The following is a 16152-nucleotide window of genomic DNA, read 5'->3' as shown; positions in this document are numbered from 1 at the left end:
GTCCTATCATCGGGACGTGGCCCGGACGACGGTTCCGCTGACCCTCGACCTGCTCGACGCCCTCGACGCGCCGTGCCGCACCTGCCTGTTCTGGGAGCGGGAGCCGGTCCACCGTGACGGCCTCGACCCGCAGGAACGAGCGCGGGAGAAGGAGGCCTGGGTCTCCGAGGTGCTCCGGGAGTGGGGCTCGTGCGGCCGGGTGGCGGTGGTGGACGGCGAGCCGGTCGGGTATGTCGTCTACGCCCCCGCCGCGTTCGTGCCCGGCGCGGGAGCGTTCCCCACGGCGCCGGTGTCCCCCGACGCCATCTTGCTGACGACCGCCTGGATCCGCCCCGACCACGCCGGCGGCGGGCTCGGCCGGCTGCTCGTGCAGGGGATGGCCCGCGACCTCGTCGCCCGCCGCGACGGCGTCCGTGCCGTCGAGGCGTTCGCCCGCACCGGCCGGGCACCGGTCGGCGGCCACGAGGAGTGCGTCGTCCCGGCGGAATTCCTCGCCCGGGTCGGCTTCAAGACCCACCGCCCCCATCCGCGCACGCCGCGGATGCGGATGGAGATGCGCTCGCTGGCCACCTGGCGCGACGAGGTCGAGGCGGCGTGGGAGCGCATCGTTGGCGCCGTACGACGCCCGCGGCCCTCGCCTGCGCCGGTGCCACGGGAAGCACGAAGCCCCCGACCCTGGGGGCCGGGGGCTTCGCGGAGGACGTCGCTGGTCAGGCGATGAACTCGGAGAGCTCGTTGAGGATCGCGGCCTTCGGGCGCGCGCCGACGATGGTCTTCACGACCTCGCCGCCCTGGTAGACGTTGATCGTCGGGATGCCCGTGACGCGGTACGACGCCGGGGTGACCGGGTTCTCGTCGACGTTCATCTTGAGGAAGGTGACCTTGTCACCGTGCTCGGAGGCGATCTCGTCGAGGATCGGGGCGACCTGGCGGCACGGGCCGCACCACTCGGCCCAGAAGTCGACCAGGACGGGCTTGTCGGACTTGAGGACCTGCGCGTCGAACTCGGCGTCGGTCACGGCGGAGATGTTGTCGGCCACGGGGGCACCCCTTCAGATGGTTGAACGAAACGTCTGGTGATGGAACCTACGCGCCGGCCGGGACATTCCCGGCGGTCGCGGCGGCGTGGTCGAGCGCGGCGAGGTAGCGCTCGGCGTCGAGGGCGGCCGAGCAGCCGGTGCCCGCGGCGGTGATGGCCTGGCGGTAGACGTGGTCGACGAGGTCGCCGGCCGCGAAGACACCGGGCACGTTGGTGGCGGTCGAGCCGGGCTGGACCAGCACGTAGCCGTTGTCGTCGAGGTCGACCTGGCCGACCAGCAGCTCGGAGCGCGGCTCGTGGCCGATCGCGATGAACAGGCCGGTGGCGGGCAGCTCACTCGTCTCGCCGGTGACGGTGTCCTTGAGGGTCAGCGACTCCAGGGACTCCTCGCCGTTGATCGACTCCACGACGGAGTTCCAGATGATCTCCAGCTTTGGGTCGGCGAAGGCGCGCTCCTGCATGATCTTCGAGGCGCGCATCTCGTCGCGGCGCACGATGAGCGAGACCTTCGAGCCGAAGCGGGTGAGGAAGGTGGCCTCCTCGACGGCGGAGTCGCCGCCCCCGACGACCGCGATGTGCTGCTCGCGGAAGAAGAAGCCGTCGCAGGTGGCGCAGTAGGACACGCCGCGGCCGGACAGGCGCTCCTCGTTGGGCAGGTCGAGCTTGCGGTAGCCCGATCCGGTGGAGAGGATCACGGCCCGCGCGGTGTAGGTGTCGGTGGCGGTCTTGACGACCTTGACGTCACCGGTGAGGTCGACCTCGACCACGTCGTCGGCGACGAGCTCGGCACCGAAGCGCTCGGCCTGGGCCCGCATCTCGTCCATGAGCTCGGGGCCCTGGATGCCGTTGCGGAAGCCGGGGAAGTTCTCGACCTCGGTGGTGTTCATCAACGCACCGCCCGCGGTGACCGAGCCCTCGAAGACGAGCGGGTTCAGCTGCGCCCGCGCGGCGTAGATCGCGGCGGTGTAGCCGGAGGGGCCGGAGCCGATGATGATGACGTTGCGCGGCTCGGTGGCGGCCGCGGCGGACTCGGACATGGGACTCCCAAAGCGGTGGAACGGGACAGTGCTGCAACCCGATCGTAGGCGCCGGCATTCCCCGGGCCCACCTCGCCTCAGCTGGCGGGCAGGATCGTCGAGTGCAGCACGTCACCGGTGCCGCACGCGAGCACCTCGGCGACCTGGTTGGAGCCCATCGGCTCCCGGAACGCGACGACGGCCGACCCGCCGTCGTACGTCACGCCGACGAGGTAGCCGGCCCCGAAGTCCGCGGGCTCGCACATGAAGTCGGCGGGCGCGGTGAGCACCGCGTTGCTGTAGTCGGCGGTCGCCCGGGTCGGCAGGGCCAGGTGCTGGATCGCGACGAGGTCCTCCCGGAGCCGGTCGGGCCGGACCTGGCGCAGCGGCTCGTCGGTGACGACCCGCTGGAGGGCCCCGCGCGGCGCGACCTCGGTCGGGGCGGCCTCCTCGTCGGCCGACGCGTCCGCCTCGTCGCTCCTGAGCATCCCGTTGGCCGGCGCCTCGCTGGCAGAGCCGCCACCGGAGCCGCCTGCGGCCTCGCGGGCGGGAGCCTCGTCGGACGCGGCACTGGTCGCGTCACCGACGCCCCCGCCGCCGCCGTTGACCACCCCGGCGCCCACGGCGACCGCGACAACGGCCGCGGCGGCGCCGAGCAGGGCGCGCACCCGCACCCGGCGGCGCCGGGCGGCGTCGTCGAGGGGGACCACGATGCCGGCGTGCTCGGGGTGCGACACCGACGGCGTGCCGGAGGCCGAGCGCTCCTCGGCGAGGCCGGCGATCACCCCGTCGAGCCGGGCGGCGACCTCGGCGGGCATCGCCTCGGGGCCGCCTGCCGCCGCGAGGGTACGACGGACGGCGGCCTCGCGGGCCGGGTCGAGGTCCTCGGTGGGCTCGGTGGGCTCGTTCGGGTCGGTCACGGTGTGTCCTGCTGTCCCTGGCTGGTGCGGTGCCGCACCCGGGAAGGGAGCGGCTGGTCAGTCGACGGTCGGGGCCTGCGGCGCGAGGCCGGCCCCGGCGGCCGGTGGACCGCGGCGGGTCAGGGATCCGACGTCCGGCCCGGCCGCCGGGTTCCCGTCGACGGTGCCGGGGGCGTCCTCGGGTGCCTTGGGTGCCGCGTCGTCCAGCACGTCCGCGAGCAGCACGGCCAGGCGCGCCCGCGCACGGGAGCAGCGGCTCTTGACCGTGCCCTCGGCACAGTCGAGGACCTGGGCGGCCTCCGCGACGGAGTAGCCCTCCATGTCCACCAGCACGACGGCCGCCCGCTGCTCCGGGCTCAGCTCGCCGAGCGCGGACAGCACGACGCGACGCCGCTCGCTGGCCAGCGAGTGGTCCGCCGGGTCGGTCGGGACGCCGGGGCCGACGGGGTCGCCGGCGACCGGGCGCAGCGGCCGCGGGCCGTCGACGTCCTCGGGCAGCGGCTCGGCGCGACGCACCTTCTGCGCGCGCAGCCGGTCCAGGCAGGCGTTGACGACGACCCGGTGCAGCCAGGTGGTGACGGCTGCGTCACCGCGGAAGGAGCCGGCCCGCCGGAAGGCGGCGACGAGCCCGTCCTGCAGGCCGTCGGCCGCGGTCTCGGGGTCGCCGCAGGTGCGCAGCGCCACCGCCCACAACCGGTCGCGGTGGCGGGCGAAGAGGGTGCCGAAGGCGGCGGCGTCCCCGGCGACGTGGGCGGCCAGGAGGTCGACGTCGGTCCGCTCGTCAGGCTCGCTCGCCACGGACCACCACCTCTGCGATCTCGGCCCGGAAGTCGCCTCCGTCGACCTCGGGGAGCGAGGTCAGCCAGAGGACAAGGTAGCGGGCCGGGGCCGACGTGCCGTCGGTCGGCGTCAGGGTGAGCTGGTCGGCCCCCTCGGCCCGGGCGAGCGGGCGACCGGTCGGTGCCTGCGTGGGCGGCTCGTCGTAGGCGTGGAGCTCGACGGTGGTGGCGCCGAGCAGGCGGACGTCGACCTCGCTGACCTGTCGCGGCTCCCCGAGGTCGAGCAGGATGCCGACACCGGTCTTCAGGCCCGGGGGCGGGCCGAGCTGGTCCTTGTAGGTGCTGGTGCGCCACGTCGTCGACACGCGGCCGTCGAGCACGTCGGGGACCGATCCCGGGTTCTCCTCCCCGTCGGTGCCGAGCGGGTCGAAGTCGGTCGCGGTGACGTCGCGCAGCACGCTCGCCTGGCTGGCCGACGCCGACGGGGAGCTCGTCGGCTCCTCGTCCGGGTCGCCGCCGAGGACGGTGCGCCCGCGGCCGAGGTTGAACGCGACCGCGATGCCCACGAGCAGCAGCAGGGCGACCGCGACGCCGAGTGCCAGCCGCAGCCAGCTGCGCCCGGGGACGATCTCTCCCGTCGCCTCGAAGTCCGACGACGGCGAGCCGTCCTCCTCCCACGGCCAGTACCCCGTCGGCGATGCGGGGTCGTCGGTCACCGACGCCGGCCAGCCGTTGCCGGCCGGGCCCGGTCCGAGGTCGGGTCGCGGTCGTCGTACGCCGTCGGCGAAGAGGGGGCGCTCCGGCGGGTCCTCGAACGGCGGCGGTGGCGGGGGCGGCGTGCTGCGCGTGCGCAGCCACTGGACCTCGTCGTCGTCCTCGCCGAACACCGGCATGCCGGCCTCGGTCGGCAGGTCGGTGACGTCCGGCGGGCTGGCCGGCTCCCTCGCCGGCTCTCCCCCCGCGTCCGCCTGCCCCGCCGCCGGCTCCCCCTCCGGCTCGTCCCCCTCCGGCTCGTCGCGCTCCTGCGCGGGACGCACGACGGGGATGTCGTCGCGGGAGGAGTCGTGGGGCAGCGGGTCCTCGACGGAGGGCAGCCACACCGGGCGGAGCTCGTTGACGGGCGGGATCGCCTGGGCGAGCGACTCCGGCATCCCCGTCGGGTCGCCGACGAACGCCAGCAGCTCGTCGGCGATGCCGCGCGCGGAGGACACGTCGGGGTGCTCGACGCCGAACATCCGGCGGCCGTGGCCGTGGTGGTGCTCGCCGGTGCACTCGAACTCGCGCCAGACCAGGTCGAGGGGCTTCGGCACGCCGGCACGGACCTGGCGGGGACTGAGGAAGGCGCCGTTCTCGCGCGGCGCCGCGGGCACGATCGAGCCCGACGGCCCGGGCCACACGCCGGTGAGCGCACAGTAGAGCAGGCCGCCGAGGTCCTCGAGGTCGCCCTGGACGTCGCCGGGCGGCAGGCCGTGCAGTGCGGCGTCGACGCACATGCCGATCAGCCGGACCGAGCCGTAGCGGTCGATCAGCACGTTCTCCGGGTTGAGCCGGCCGTGGGTCACCCCGACCGCGTGCGCCCCGGCGATCGCGTCGGCCACGTCGGCGACCAGCCAGGCGGCGCGCCGCGGCCCGAGCGGTCCGGCGTGGGTGACGAGGATGTCGAGCGACGTGCCGGTCCCCCACTCGTTGACCACGAAGCAGCGGTCGTCCTCCTCCGCGGCGTCGAGCACGCGCAGGATCCGGGGGTCGACCACGGCGGCGGAGGTGCGGGCGGCCTCGACCAGCCCGGGTGCGCGCGGGTCGTCGGCGTCGATGACGTGGAGGGCGACGAAGCGCTCGAGGACCGCGTCGTGCGCACGCCAGAACCGCCCGCCGCCGCTCTCGCTCAGCAGGTCGATCAACCGGTACCGGCCGGCGAGCACATCCCCCGACCGCGTCGACGTCGCCACCTGGTGCCCAGTCCCTCTCTCGTCACGGCCATCCTAGGCCGCGGGCGGTCCCCCGCTAGCGCCGTACCCGCGCCAGCACGGTCTCCACGACCGACGTCACCTCGCCGATCCGCAGCACCCGGGCGGCCCCGAGCAGCGCCGCGGCGCCCGCGGCCGAGACGACGCCCAGCTCGACGACCGCCCACAGCCAGCTGCTGCTCGAGGTGACCTCGTCGATGGTGTCGCGCACGACGATCCGCACCACGGCGGCGACCCCGAAGACGACCCCGGCGGCCGCGAGCAGCCGGGCCACGAAGCCGGTCCAGGCGCCGACGCCGCCGGGCCGGTGGCCGCGCCGGGCCAGCACCCGCAGGAGCACGACGCTGGAGAGGACCGAGCCGACCGCGTAGGCGCCGGTGTAGGCGAGCACCAGCATCGGCGAGGTGTCCCACGGGTCCACGCGAGCGACCAGCACGATCGCGAGGGTGATGTTGGTGGCGGCGATGACGCACTGCACGAGGAAGACCGTGCGGGTCTGCTCGAGGGCGTAGAAGCCGCGCAGGACGAGGTAGTGCACGGTGAACGCGACGACGCCGAGGCCGAAGAGCACCAGCGAGGACTCGAAGCGGTAGTAGTTCTCCGACGTCGCCCCGTGGCCCCAGATGACCTGCGCCAGCGGCAGCGCGATCGACGGCAGCAGCGCCGCGAACGGTACGACGACCACGAGCGCCGTGCGCAGCGTGCTGCCCAGCGTCCGGGCCAGCGCGCGGTGGTCGTCGTTCGACGCGGCGGCCGAGAGCCGGGGCAGGATCGCGGTGGCCAGGGAGACGGTGATGATCGAGTGCGGGACCATCACGACCAGCATGACGCTGGAGTAGATCGTGATGCCGGTGCCGTCGTCGGCGGACGCGGTGCCGCCCGAGGCCAGGCGCACGACGACGACGTACGCGACCTGGTTGACGACGACGAAGAGCACGGTCCAGATGCCCAGGCGCAGGGTGTGGCCCAGTCCGGTGCCGCGGAAGTCGAAGCGCGGCCGGTAGCGGATGCCGGCGGAGCGCAGGTAGGGCACGAGGATCAGCAGCTGCGCGGCGATGCCGAGCGTGGACCCGACGCCGAGCAGCAGCTCCTGGCCGGGCGTGAACGGGCCGACCTGCTCGGCCGCCGTGGCCGGGCCGAACACCACGAGGTAGGTCACCAGCACCGCGACGGAGATGACGTTGTTCGCGATCGGGGCCCACATCATCGGGCCGAACCGGCCGCGCGCGTTGAGCACCTGGCCGACCAGCACGAACATCCCGTAGAAGAAGACCTGCGGCAGGCAGAAGCGCGCGAAGTCGATCGCCGACTGCCGCTGCTCGGCGAACTCCGGCTCCTGGAGCTTCTCGCTCATCACGAGCTCCATGACGTACGGCGCGAGGACGACGAGCAGCACGCTGACCGCGGCGAGGAAGCAGATCGCGAGCGTGATGATCCGGTCGACGTACGCGGCGCCGCCGTCCGGGTCGTTCTTCATCGACCGCACCAGCTGCGGGACGAGCACGGCGTTGAACACGCCGCCCGCGAGCAGGATGTAGAGCATGTTCGGCACGGTGTTGGCCACCGTGAACAGGTCCGCGTGCAGCGAGACGCCCAGCGCCGCCGCCAGCAGGGTGGAGCGGATGAAGCCGCTGAACCGGGAGACCACGGTCCCGGCCGCCATCACCGCGGTGTTGGCCAGGATCTTGCGCTGCTCGACGCCCTCGGCCGGCTCGCTCACGCGGGAGCCTCCCCGCGCCGGCGGTAGCGGCGCACCAGGCGGATCGCGATCGCGACGAAGAGGATGCCGGCGCCGGTGCCCATGATCGCCCAGATCACGACGCCGGCCTGGCCGGTGCGCATGGGGAGCGTGTCGATCCCGCCGAGCGCGGTGCCGTCGGTGTCGGTGATCCGCAAGGTCACGTTGTGCACCCCGGTGCGGCTCATCGTCGCGTCGATCGGCACCGACGTGCGGCTCTGCGCGGCGAGCCGGATCGGGTTGGCCACCTCGATCCGCGCGCCGGAGTCGGCGCTGGCGCTGATCGCGACGGTGACCGGCACGTCGAGGTCGTTGCGGACCGAGATGTTGAAGCCGCCGGACGTGCCGGAGAGCGTCACGCCGTCGGGAGCCTCGATCGTGATCGCCTCGAGCTGGTCCTCGACCCACTCGCGGGTGGTGTGCAGGCGCGTGGCGACGAGGTCGTCCCCACGCTGCGAGTACGACGACCCGGTGAGCGCCTCGCGGACCAGGTCGGTGCCGACGGTGTACTCCTCGCCGAGGATGGCCGCGTAGGAGCGGGCCGCGCGGATCAGCTGGCCGGCCTCGACCAGCACGCTGCCGGGCAGGTCCTTGTCGGCCTGCGCCTCCGGGTAGCTCAGCTCCATCGGGTCCAGCTCCCGCTGCGCCTCGGACTTGCCGTCGGCGCCGCCGCCCGGCGGCACCACGAGCTCGTCGAGCGAGGACAGGTCGAGCCACGGCACGTCGAGCCCGGACCAGAAGGCGGCAGCGCCCGCGACCGGCATGTCGGTGGGGAGCACGACGACGAGCGGGTCCGGTGACTGGCCACGCGCCCGGAGCAGGCGCACCACGCCCTCGGCCAGGATCCGCTGCCGCAGCGCGACGGGCGCGCGCGCCTCGTCCGGCCCGGGCCCGCCCTCGGCGGCGGCGTGCGAGACGACGAGCACCGGGCGGTCGCCCACCAGTCCGGCGACGGGCGGCCGGTCGGAGAACATCTCGCGGGGGAACATCCGGTCCCCCAGCAGCAGGGCGGCACCGTCGTCGACGGACTCGATGGCCTCGGCGTCGAGGAAGCCGTCGGGCGCACCGGCGACCGGCACGGTCTCGAGCTGCCAGGCCTCCAGCTCGGTCGCGACCTGCTCGCGGGCGGAGCGGTAGAGGCTGGGCAGGGTGTCCGCCGCCGCGGTGAGGTCCGGGTCGCCGTACGGCAGCGCCGCGACCGTGCCGGTGCCGAGCTCGCGCTGGGCCTGCACCAGCCACGAGCGGGCGGCGCGGGCGACGGGGGTCTCGAGCGCGGGGTCCTCCTCCGCCTCCTCCTCGCCGTCGGGGGAGGCGCTCCCGCTGGGCGACGGGTCCTCGGGCACGGTGACCGGGACGACCTCGCGGGCGGGGTTGCCCTGGGCGAGGCGGCGCACCGCGTCGGGCACGGCGGGGTCGAGCAGCCAGGTCACCGGCGCGGCGCCGGAGGCCGCGCCGAAGGCGAGCGGCCCGCCGAGCGGGCCCTCGACGCCGAGTGCGTCCTCCCAGCCGTCGGCGTCGGTGATCGTGCCGTCGCCGGCGTGGCTGATCTGCTTGCGCAGCGGCAGCACCACGGCGGTGGGGACCTGCGGCCCGTCCGTGCGGCGCACCGAGGGCAGGAAGGTCCGGGCCCGGCCGTCGGCGTTGGTGTCGTCGGGGGTGGTCGCGCTGGCGCCGAGTGCGTGCACGCCGAACCAGTGCACGCCCGTCGCCCGCTCCGGGAAGAGCTGGCGCAGCACCCGCTGCGGCACGGTGAGCCGGTACGACGTCGACTGGCCCGGCTCGAGCGAGGCGATGTCGTAGCGGACGCTGGTCTCCCGCACCCCGACCGGCGCCTCGGGGTCCGACTCGGCTGCGAGGGCCAGGTCGGCCGCGGTCGTCATCAGCTCGCCGCAGGTCGTGCTGGTGCAGCCCGACCCGGCGTCGAAGAGCGGGTAGAGCCGGATCGTGCTCCACGTCTCGAGGTCGGTGTTGGTCACCGTGCCGGTCACGACCAGCGGCCCGGTGCGCGGCAGCACCCCGGGGGTGAGGCTGTCGATGGTGATCTCCAGCGGTGCGTCGTACCGGTCCTCGTCGGGCTTCGCGGCCGCGGGCGCGGCCGCGGGCGCGGCCGCCGCGAGCGAGGTCACGAGCGGGGCCGTGAGCGCCAGTCCCGTCACCACTCCCGCGAGCGCGCGCAGGAGTGACGGTCGGGCAACCACGCTCCTGAGGGTAGTGGGGTCACCTGTGCGGGTCGGGGACCCGGCCCGCACCCTAGACTCGTCGCCCGTGACCGATGCCGACTCCCCGACCGCGCCCGGGACCCCGCTGCGCCTGGTCGACGTGCAGGCCGCGGTCTCGGCGGAGCTCGACCGGATCGGGCCCGTGCTCGACGAGCTCGGGGCGCTCTTCGCCGACGCCGGGCACGAGCTCGCCCTCGTCGGCGGCCCGGTCCGCGACGCCATGCTGGGCCGGCGCTCCAACGACCTCGACTTCACCACGTCCGCCCGGCCCGAGCAGACCGACAAGCTGCTGCGGGCCTGGGGCGACGCCTGGTGGGACATGGGCCGCGACTTCGGCACCATCGGCTGCCGCAAGGGCGACTGGGTGGTCGAGGTGACGACCTACCGCTCCGAGGCCTACGAGCGCGACAGCCGCAAGCCCGAGGTGCAGTACGGCGACAGCCTCGCCGGCGACCTCGGCCGTCGCGACTTCACCGTCAACGCGATGGCGGTGCGCGTCCCCGGCAACGAGATCGAGGACCCGTACGGCGGCGTCATGGACCTGGCCCACAAGGTGCTGCGCACCCCGGGCACCCCCGAGCAGTCCTTCTCCGACGACCCGCTGCGGATGATGCGGGCGGCCCGGTTCGCCGCCCAGCTCGGCTTCACCGTCGCCCCCGAGGTCGTCGCTGCGATGACCGAGATGGCGGAGCGGATCGAGATCATCTCCGCCGAGCGGGTGCGCGACGAGCTGGTGAAGCTCGTCTGCGCGCCGTACCCCCGCCTGGGCCTCACCCTGCTGGTCGAGACCGGCCTGGCCGACCGGGTGCTGCCCGAGCTGCCGGCGCTCAAGCTCGAGCGCGACGAGCACCACCGCCACAAGGACGTCTACGAGCACACCCTGACCGTCCTCGAGCAGGCGATCGACCTCGAGCCGCGCCTGGCCGAGCGCGCCGGCATCGAGGCCCCCGACTTCGTCTCCCGCTTCGCCGCGCTCATGCACGACGTCGGCAAGCCGAGGACCCGACGGTTCGTCGACGACGGCACGGTCACCTTCCACCACCACGACGTGGTCGGCGCCAAGCTCACCCGCAAGCGGATGAAGGCGCTGAAGTTCAGCAACGACGAGGTCGACGCCGTCGGCTCGCTCGTCGAGCTGCACCTGCGCTTCCACGGCTACGGCTCCGGTGAGTGGACCGACTCCGCGGTGCGCCGCTACGTCCGCGACGCCGGCGACCAGCTCGAGCGGCTGCACGTGCTCACCCGCGCCGACTGCACGACCCGCAACAAGCGCAAGGCCGACCGGCTGCGCCGCACGTACGACGACCTCGAGGCCCGCATCGACCGGCTCTCCGCGGAGGAGGAGCTCAAGGCGATCCGCCCCGACCTCGACGGCAACCAGATCATGGAGATCCTCGGCATCCCGCCCGGCCGTGAGGTCGGCGAGGCCTACAAGTTCCTGCTGGAGCTGCGCCTCGACAACGGCCCGATGTCGGAGGAGGACGCCACCGCCGCGCTGGAGGAGTGGTGGGCGAGCCGGTGAGCGGCTCCCACCCTCACCCGGCGGGAAGCGGCACCGGGACCAGCGCGTAGTCGTGGTCCCGGTCCACCGGCACGACCACGCCGCCCTCGGTGCCCGGCACCGCTCGGCAGGCGCCGTCCGGCACCGTGCAGGTGACGACCACCCAGGCCTCGTCCCCGCCGGCGGAGACGTAGACCGTGCCGACCGCGGTCGTGTCGTCGAGCCAGGAGTCGAGGCTCCAGTAGAGGTCGCCCGGTCCGGCGCCGGGCTTCGCCGTGATGCCGAGGCTGTCTGCCGTGGGGCGGGGCCGCACCACCGTCTGGTCCTCCCCCTCGATCCGCGGCCCGCCCGGCCGGATCCGCCAGCGGCCGTCGGGGCTGCGGGCGACCAGCCCCTCGCGCGGGGCGTCGAAGCGCAGCCGGGGCGCGTCCTCGTCGTACGGCACCTCCTCGGTCTCGCCGCTCTCGAGGTCGAGCCGCCACGACTCGCCGGTCGTCGTGTAGTGCAGCGCGCCGTCGACGAACCCGTCGATCCCCGGCGTCGCGTCCTCGTAGAGGTCGGCCAGGTCGTCGGACTCGGGGTCGCCCATGTCGTCGTCGCTGCGCAGCACCTCCTCCCCGGTCTCGAGGTCGACCACCACGACCTCCGCGACCGGGGTGTCGAACTGGTCGCGCCGCGCGCCGCGGTCGATGAATGCCAGGTAGCGCCCGTCGGACGAGGTCGTCAGCGTCCAGCGGTCGGGGTGCACGCCGAGCGGCTCGGTGCCGTCCGGGGTGACCCGGTGCAGCTCCGGCCACGGGTCGTCGTCCCGGGACCGCGGCACGACGTAGGCACCGCCACGTGCGACCACGAACCGGTCGACCGGGACGTCGGAGGTCAGCGTGGCGCCGTCGCCGAGGTGGATGGTCCTCCCCCGCGCCCAGGCCAGCCCGCGGTGCTCGACCTCGGCGGTCGCCTCCCAGTCGGTGGTGGCGCTGCTGCCGTCCTCCTCACCGCACGCGGCGAGCAGGACGAGCGGGACCAGGAGGGCGAGGGCGGGGATCCCGAGAGTGCGCACGCTCCCTGCCTACCGGTCACGGGCACCGGGACGCCACTGCTGTGGCACGCATCACGTACCGCCGGTCTGCTACCCGGGGGTAGGTTCCCAAGACCCCGACACACCCGTCGTGGCCCGACACCGTCGTCACCCGTCGTCACCCGGAGGCTCCCACCATGTCCGACACCTACGAGAAGCTCCTCGAGGACTCCATCGACATCGCCGCCCCGGCCGACCGGGTCTGGTCGCTGGTCACCGACGTCCCGCGGATGGCGAAGTGGAGCCCCCAGGTCGTGAAGTCGACCGTCAAGGGCGGCGAGGTGAAGCTGGGCGCCACCTTCTCCAACCTCAACAAGCAGGGCATCAAGCGGTGGCCGACCGCCGGCAAGGTGGTCCGGTTCACCCCGCCGGCCGGTGACACGCCCGGTGAGTTCGCCTTCCGCATCCGCGAGAACAAGACCATCTGGTCCTTCACCCTCGAGCCGACCGCCGACGGCGGCACCCGGCTGACCGAGCGCCGCGAGACCCCGCAGGGCATCTCCAGCCTCTCCCTGCTGCTGACCAAGGCCGTCCTCGGCGGCCAGCAGCCGTTCACCGAGGAGCTGCGCCGCGGCATCCGGCAGACCCTCGAGCGGATCAAGGCCGAGGCCGAGGCCTGAGGTCCCGCCCGACCGGTTTCGTCCGCGGGGTTGAATGACCCCGTGGACGAGCCCGGCAAGAACGAGAAGCTGCAGCTGCCTGCGGCGAGGCCGGGCGCCAGCAAGGCCACCCAGGTGGCCACGGCAGCGGTGGCCACCGTCGTGCTGCTCGTCCTCGGCCTCGTCTTCGTGCTCCAGGACGGGCGCGAGCCGACGCCGCCCCGGGCCGACCTCCCGGTGCCGACGACCGTGCCCGACGAACCGTCGTCCGGCTTCCAGCCCAGCGCCGAGTCCTCGCTCGCCGCGCCGCCGCTCGACGTGCCGGCGAGCCTCTGCCCGACCGACCTCACCCTCGAGCACCCGTTCACGGTGCTCTCCTTCAACATCCACTCCGCCTTCCGCAAGGGAAGCGGCCTCGCCGTCGGCACCCTGATCAAGGAGGTCCGGGCGTGGGAGCCGGACATCGTCCTGCTCCAGGAGGTCGACAGCTTCCGCCGCCGCTCCGGCGGGGTCCGCCAGGCCCAGCAGATCGGCGACGCGCTCGGTCTGAGCTGGGTCGCCGGCACCGGCCAGACCGGCAACGCGATCCTGTCCCGCTTCCCGGTCAAGGAGCACCGGATCATCGGCCTGCCCCGCGCCGGCGGGAAGTTCCCCCGCCACGCCGTGCACGCCGTCGTCGACGTCGCGGGCACCGACGTGAGCGTCTACTCGACCCACTTCGACCACAAGTCCCGCGGCGCCCGGATCGCGCAGGCCACGGCGCTGGCGAAGGTCGTCGCCGCCGACGCGCGGCCGAGCATCGTCGGAGGCGACCTCAACAGCCAACCCGGCTCCGACGCCGTCGCCCGGCTGCGCGCCGCCGGCCTCGGCGACGTCTGGGCCGTGGGCACGGGCAACGGCAACACCGCGCCCGGCCGCAACCCGCGCCTGCGCATCGACTACGTCCTGCACGACGCCTTCCTCGAGCCGCTGCAGTCCGTCGTGCTCGCCTCGAGCGTCTCCGACCACCGCGCCGTGTGGTCGCGGCTCCAGGTCAGCGAGAAGGTCGGCTGCCTCGACGTCGGGATCCCGGACTGACCAGCCAGCCGGCGGGCCAGCGGGCCAGGCGGAAAACCACACCGCCCCGGTCCGACGAGCGGACCGGGGCGGTGGTGGAGCTGGAGGGTGACCGGTCAGGTCACTCGCCGGCGATGAACTTCTCGAGGAGCGCGCGGCCCTCGGTGTCCTCGATCTGGACCGGCGGGCTCTTCATGAGGTACGCCGAGGCCGGGATGATCGGGCCACCGACGCCGCGGTCCTTGGCGATCTTCGCCGCGCGGACGGCGTCGATGATGATGCCGGCCGAGTTCGGGGAGTCCCAGACCTCGAGCTTGTACTCCAGGTTCAGCGGGACGTCACCGAAGGCGCGACCCTCGAGGCGGACGTAGGCCCACTTGCGGTCGTCGAGCCACGCGACGTAGTCGGACGGGCCGATGTGGACGTTCTTGTCGTCGATCTTGCCGGACAGCGGGCCGTTCAGGTTCGACGTGACGGCCTGGGTCTTCGAGACCTTCTTGGACTCGAGGCGCTCGCGCTCGAGCATGTTCTTGAAGTCCATGTTGCCGCCGACGTTGAGCTGGTAGGTGCGGTCCAGCACGACGCCGCGGTCCTCGAACAGCTTCGCCATCACGCGGTGGGTGATGGTGGCGCCGACCTGCGACTTGATGTCGTCACCGACGATCGGGACGCCGGCGTCCTCGAACTTCTTGGCCCACTCCGGGTCGGAGGCGATGAAGACGGGCAGGGCGTTGACGAAGGCCACGCCTGCGTCGATCGCGCACTGGGCGTAGAACTTGTCGGCCTCCTCGGAGCCAACCGGGAGGTAGGAGACGAGCACGTCGACCTGGTTGTCCTTGAGGACCTGCACGACGTCGACCGGGTCGGCCGCCGACTCCTCGATGGTGGCCCGGTAGTACTTGCCGAGGCCGTCGAGCGTCGGGCCGCGCTGGACCTCGACACCCAGGGTCGGGACGTCGGTGATCTTGATGGTGTTGTTCTCGGAGGCGTTGATCGCCTCGGAGAGGTCCTTGCCGACCTTCTTGTCGTCGACGTCGAACGCGGCGACGAACTCCACGTCGCTGACGTGGTAGTCACCGAACTGGACGTGCATGAGCCCCGGGACGGTGCTCGTGGCGTCGGCGTCCCGGTAGTACTGCACGCCCTGGATCAGGGACGTGGCGCAGTTGCCCACGCCGGCGATCGCTACTCGAACCGAACCCATGGGGTTTCCTTCCTTGGTACTCATCACATCTCGTGAATGTTCGTGGTGTCCCGGCCGGGGGTGCCCGGTCTCAGGACGTGGTGGGAGACGTCGGAGACGTCGGCGTCTCCGGCGCTGGCTGACCCTGCACGTTCCGCTCAGCGTTGATGAGGTCCGAGAGCCATCGGACCTCGCGCTCCACCGACTCCACACCGTGGCGCTGGAGCTCTGCTGCGTAACGGTCGGCCTCGGCCTGGGTCATCTTCAGCTCACGCTGCACCCGGTCGAGCCGCTCCTGGAGGCGGGAGCGACGTCCTTCGAGGACGCGCAACCGGATCTCCATGTCGGTGGAGGAGAAGAAGCGGAACCTGATGTCGAAGTTGTCGTCCTCCCATGCGGCAGGACCGACCTCGGACATCAGGCGCTGGAACTCCTCGGTGCCCTGCTGGGTCACCTTGTAGACGATGCGCTGCCGCCGGGACTGCTGCCCCGTCGGCACGACCTCCTCGATGAGGTTGCCGCGCAGCATCTTCTTCAGCGCCGGGTAGAGCGAGCCGTACGACAGGACTCGACCCCAACCGAGCATCAGGTTGAGCCGCTTGCGCAGCTCGTAGCCGTGCATGGGTCCCTCGTGCAGCAGTCCGAGGACTGCCAGCTCGATGGTGTCACCACGCCGTGCCATGCGATCTATCGTAGCGATATATCCGCGGAACGTGAACTCTCGATGGGTCGGAGTGTCTCTGGGTGTTCGGCGGGGCTGGTCGGGGCTGGTCGGGGCTGGTTCGGGTCTGGTTCGGGGGGTGCCGGCTCCCTTTCTCGCTCGGGGCCGGGGCGGGCGCCTGCGGTGCCTCCCGGCCGGCTCCCCCTGGCGGCTGCAAAGCGGGTCCCCACCAGCGCCCACCCTGTTACGCGGCGGTGGTCCGGTTGCCAGGCGCTGGAGGGGACCCGACTTGCCGCCAGGGGGACCGTCCGTCCGGCGCCTCCGGCGCCCGCCCCGGTGTCGCTGCTGGTCGCCGGGACCCGCCCTCTCTTCCTGGTCGGGGTGGGTGTGGGTGGTGGC

General features: G+C 73.2%; 14 protein-coding genes. 4 read left to right on the top strand and 10 right to left on the bottom strand.

Annotated features, from left to right (window positions below; all coding sequences use genetic code 11):
• The first annotated feature begins 16 nt into the window (after positions 1-16).
• Entirely contained in the window at positions 17-721 is a 705-nt protein-coding gene (locus NOCJ54_RS25665; protein ID WP_157514894.1) for a GNAT family N-acetyltransferase, read from the top strand.
• Here NOCJ54_RS25665 and trxA read toward each other — a convergent pair.
• The 7 genes from trxA to NOCJ54_RS0112990 form a co-directional block, all read right to left on the bottom strand.
• On the bottom strand, positions 711-1040 hold the full coding sequence (gene trxA / locus NOCJ54_RS0113020) for a thioredoxin (RefSeq protein ID WP_028655849.1): 330 nt from the start codon (positions 1038-1040) through the stop codon (positions 711-713). The genes NOCJ54_RS25665 and trxA overlap by 11 nt on opposite strands.
• A 46-nt stretch (positions 1041-1086) precedes the next feature.
• Complete coding sequence (gene trxB, locus NOCJ54_RS0113015) at positions 1087-2076, bottom strand: thioredoxin-disulfide reductase (RefSeq protein WP_028655848.1); 990 nt, start codon at positions 2074-2076, stop codon at positions 1087-1089.
• Positions 2077-2153: 77 nt separating this feature from the next.
• The gene (locus NOCJ54_RS28325; protein ID WP_028655847.1) at positions 2154-2975 is read right to left on the bottom strand and encodes a hypothetical protein; all 822 of its coding nucleotides are present in this window, start codon (positions 2973-2975) and stop codon (positions 2154-2156) included.
• A 57-nt stretch (positions 2976-3032) separates the two neighbouring features.
• Positions 3033-3773 (bottom strand): RNA polymerase sigma factor SigM, encoded by a 741-nt coding sequence (gene sigM, locus NOCJ54_RS25655; protein ID WP_051485811.1) that lies wholly within the window; start codon positions 3771-3773, stop codon positions 3033-3035.
• A complete protein-coding gene (locus NOCJ54_RS28320; RefSeq protein ID WP_198020214.1) occupies positions 3757-5655 on the bottom strand; it encodes a protein kinase family protein in 1899 nt (632 codons plus the stop codon). The genes sigM and NOCJ54_RS28320 overlap by 17 nt, the downstream gene beginning before the upstream one ends.
• Before the next feature lie 103 nt (positions 5656-5758).
• Complete coding sequence (gene murJ, locus NOCJ54_RS0112995; RefSeq protein WP_028655845.1) at positions 5759-7441, bottom strand: murein biosynthesis integral membrane protein MurJ; 1683 nt, start codon at positions 7439-7441, stop codon at positions 5759-5761.
• A complete protein-coding gene (locus NOCJ54_RS0112990) occupies positions 7438-9657 on the bottom strand; it encodes a DUF6049 family protein (protein WP_157514893.1) in 2220 nt (739 codons plus the stop codon). Before NOCJ54_RS0112990 ends, murJ begins: the two co-directional genes overlap by 4 nt.
• A 121-nt stretch (positions 9658-9778) precedes the next feature.
• Between NOCJ54_RS0112990 and NOCJ54_RS0112985 the strand changes: the two genes are divergently transcribed.
• Positions 9779-11200: a CCA tRNA nucleotidyltransferase gene (locus NOCJ54_RS0112985; RefSeq protein ID WP_442937336.1), complete on the top strand. Its 1422-nt coding sequence runs from the start codon at positions 9779-9781 to the stop codon at positions 11198-11200.
• 13 nt (positions 11201-11213) lie between these two features.
• On the opposite strand, the gene NOCJ54_RS0112980 is transcribed toward NOCJ54_RS0112985, so the two are convergent.
• Complete coding sequence (locus tag NOCJ54_RS0112980; protein WP_028655842.1) at positions 11214-12236, bottom strand: hypothetical protein; 1023 nt, start codon at positions 12234-12236, stop codon at positions 11214-11216.
• A 155-nt stretch (positions 12237-12391) separates the two neighbouring features.
• On the opposite strand from NOCJ54_RS0112980, the gene NOCJ54_RS0112975 reads away from it, so the two are divergent.
• The gene (locus tag NOCJ54_RS0112975; protein WP_028655841.1) at positions 12392-12874 is read left to right on the top strand and encodes an SRPBCC family protein; all 483 of its coding nucleotides are present in this window, start codon (positions 12392-12394) and stop codon (positions 12872-12874) included.
• 42 nt (positions 12875-12916) lie between these two features.
• The gene (locus NOCJ54_RS28315) at positions 12917-13930 is read left to right on the top strand and encodes an endonuclease/exonuclease/phosphatase family protein (RefSeq protein ID WP_051485810.1); all 1014 of its coding nucleotides are present in this window, start codon (positions 12917-12919) and stop codon (positions 13928-13930) included.
• Positions 13931-14030: 100 nt separating this feature from the next.
• On the opposite strand, the gene NOCJ54_RS0112965 is transcribed toward NOCJ54_RS28315, so the two are convergent.
• A complete protein-coding gene (locus NOCJ54_RS0112965) occupies positions 14031-15113 on the bottom strand; it encodes an inositol-3-phosphate synthase (protein WP_028655840.1) in 1083 nt (360 codons plus the stop codon).
• A gap of 70 nt (positions 15114-15183) precedes the next feature.
• Entirely contained in the window at positions 15184-15774 is a 591-nt protein-coding gene (locus NOCJ54_RS25640; protein ID WP_036517889.1) for a PadR family transcriptional regulator, read from the bottom strand.
• Positions 15775-16152 lie beyond the last annotated feature (378 nt).

Source organism: Nocardioides sp. J54 (assembly GCF_000519005.1).
In the GTDB taxonomy this organism is placed as follows: Bacteria; Actinomycetota; Actinomycetes; order Propionibacteriales; family Nocardioidaceae; genus Nocardioides.
The sequence above is the reverse complement of the archived record's forward strand: the minus strand, read 5'-3'. Positions and strand labels throughout refer to the sequence as shown.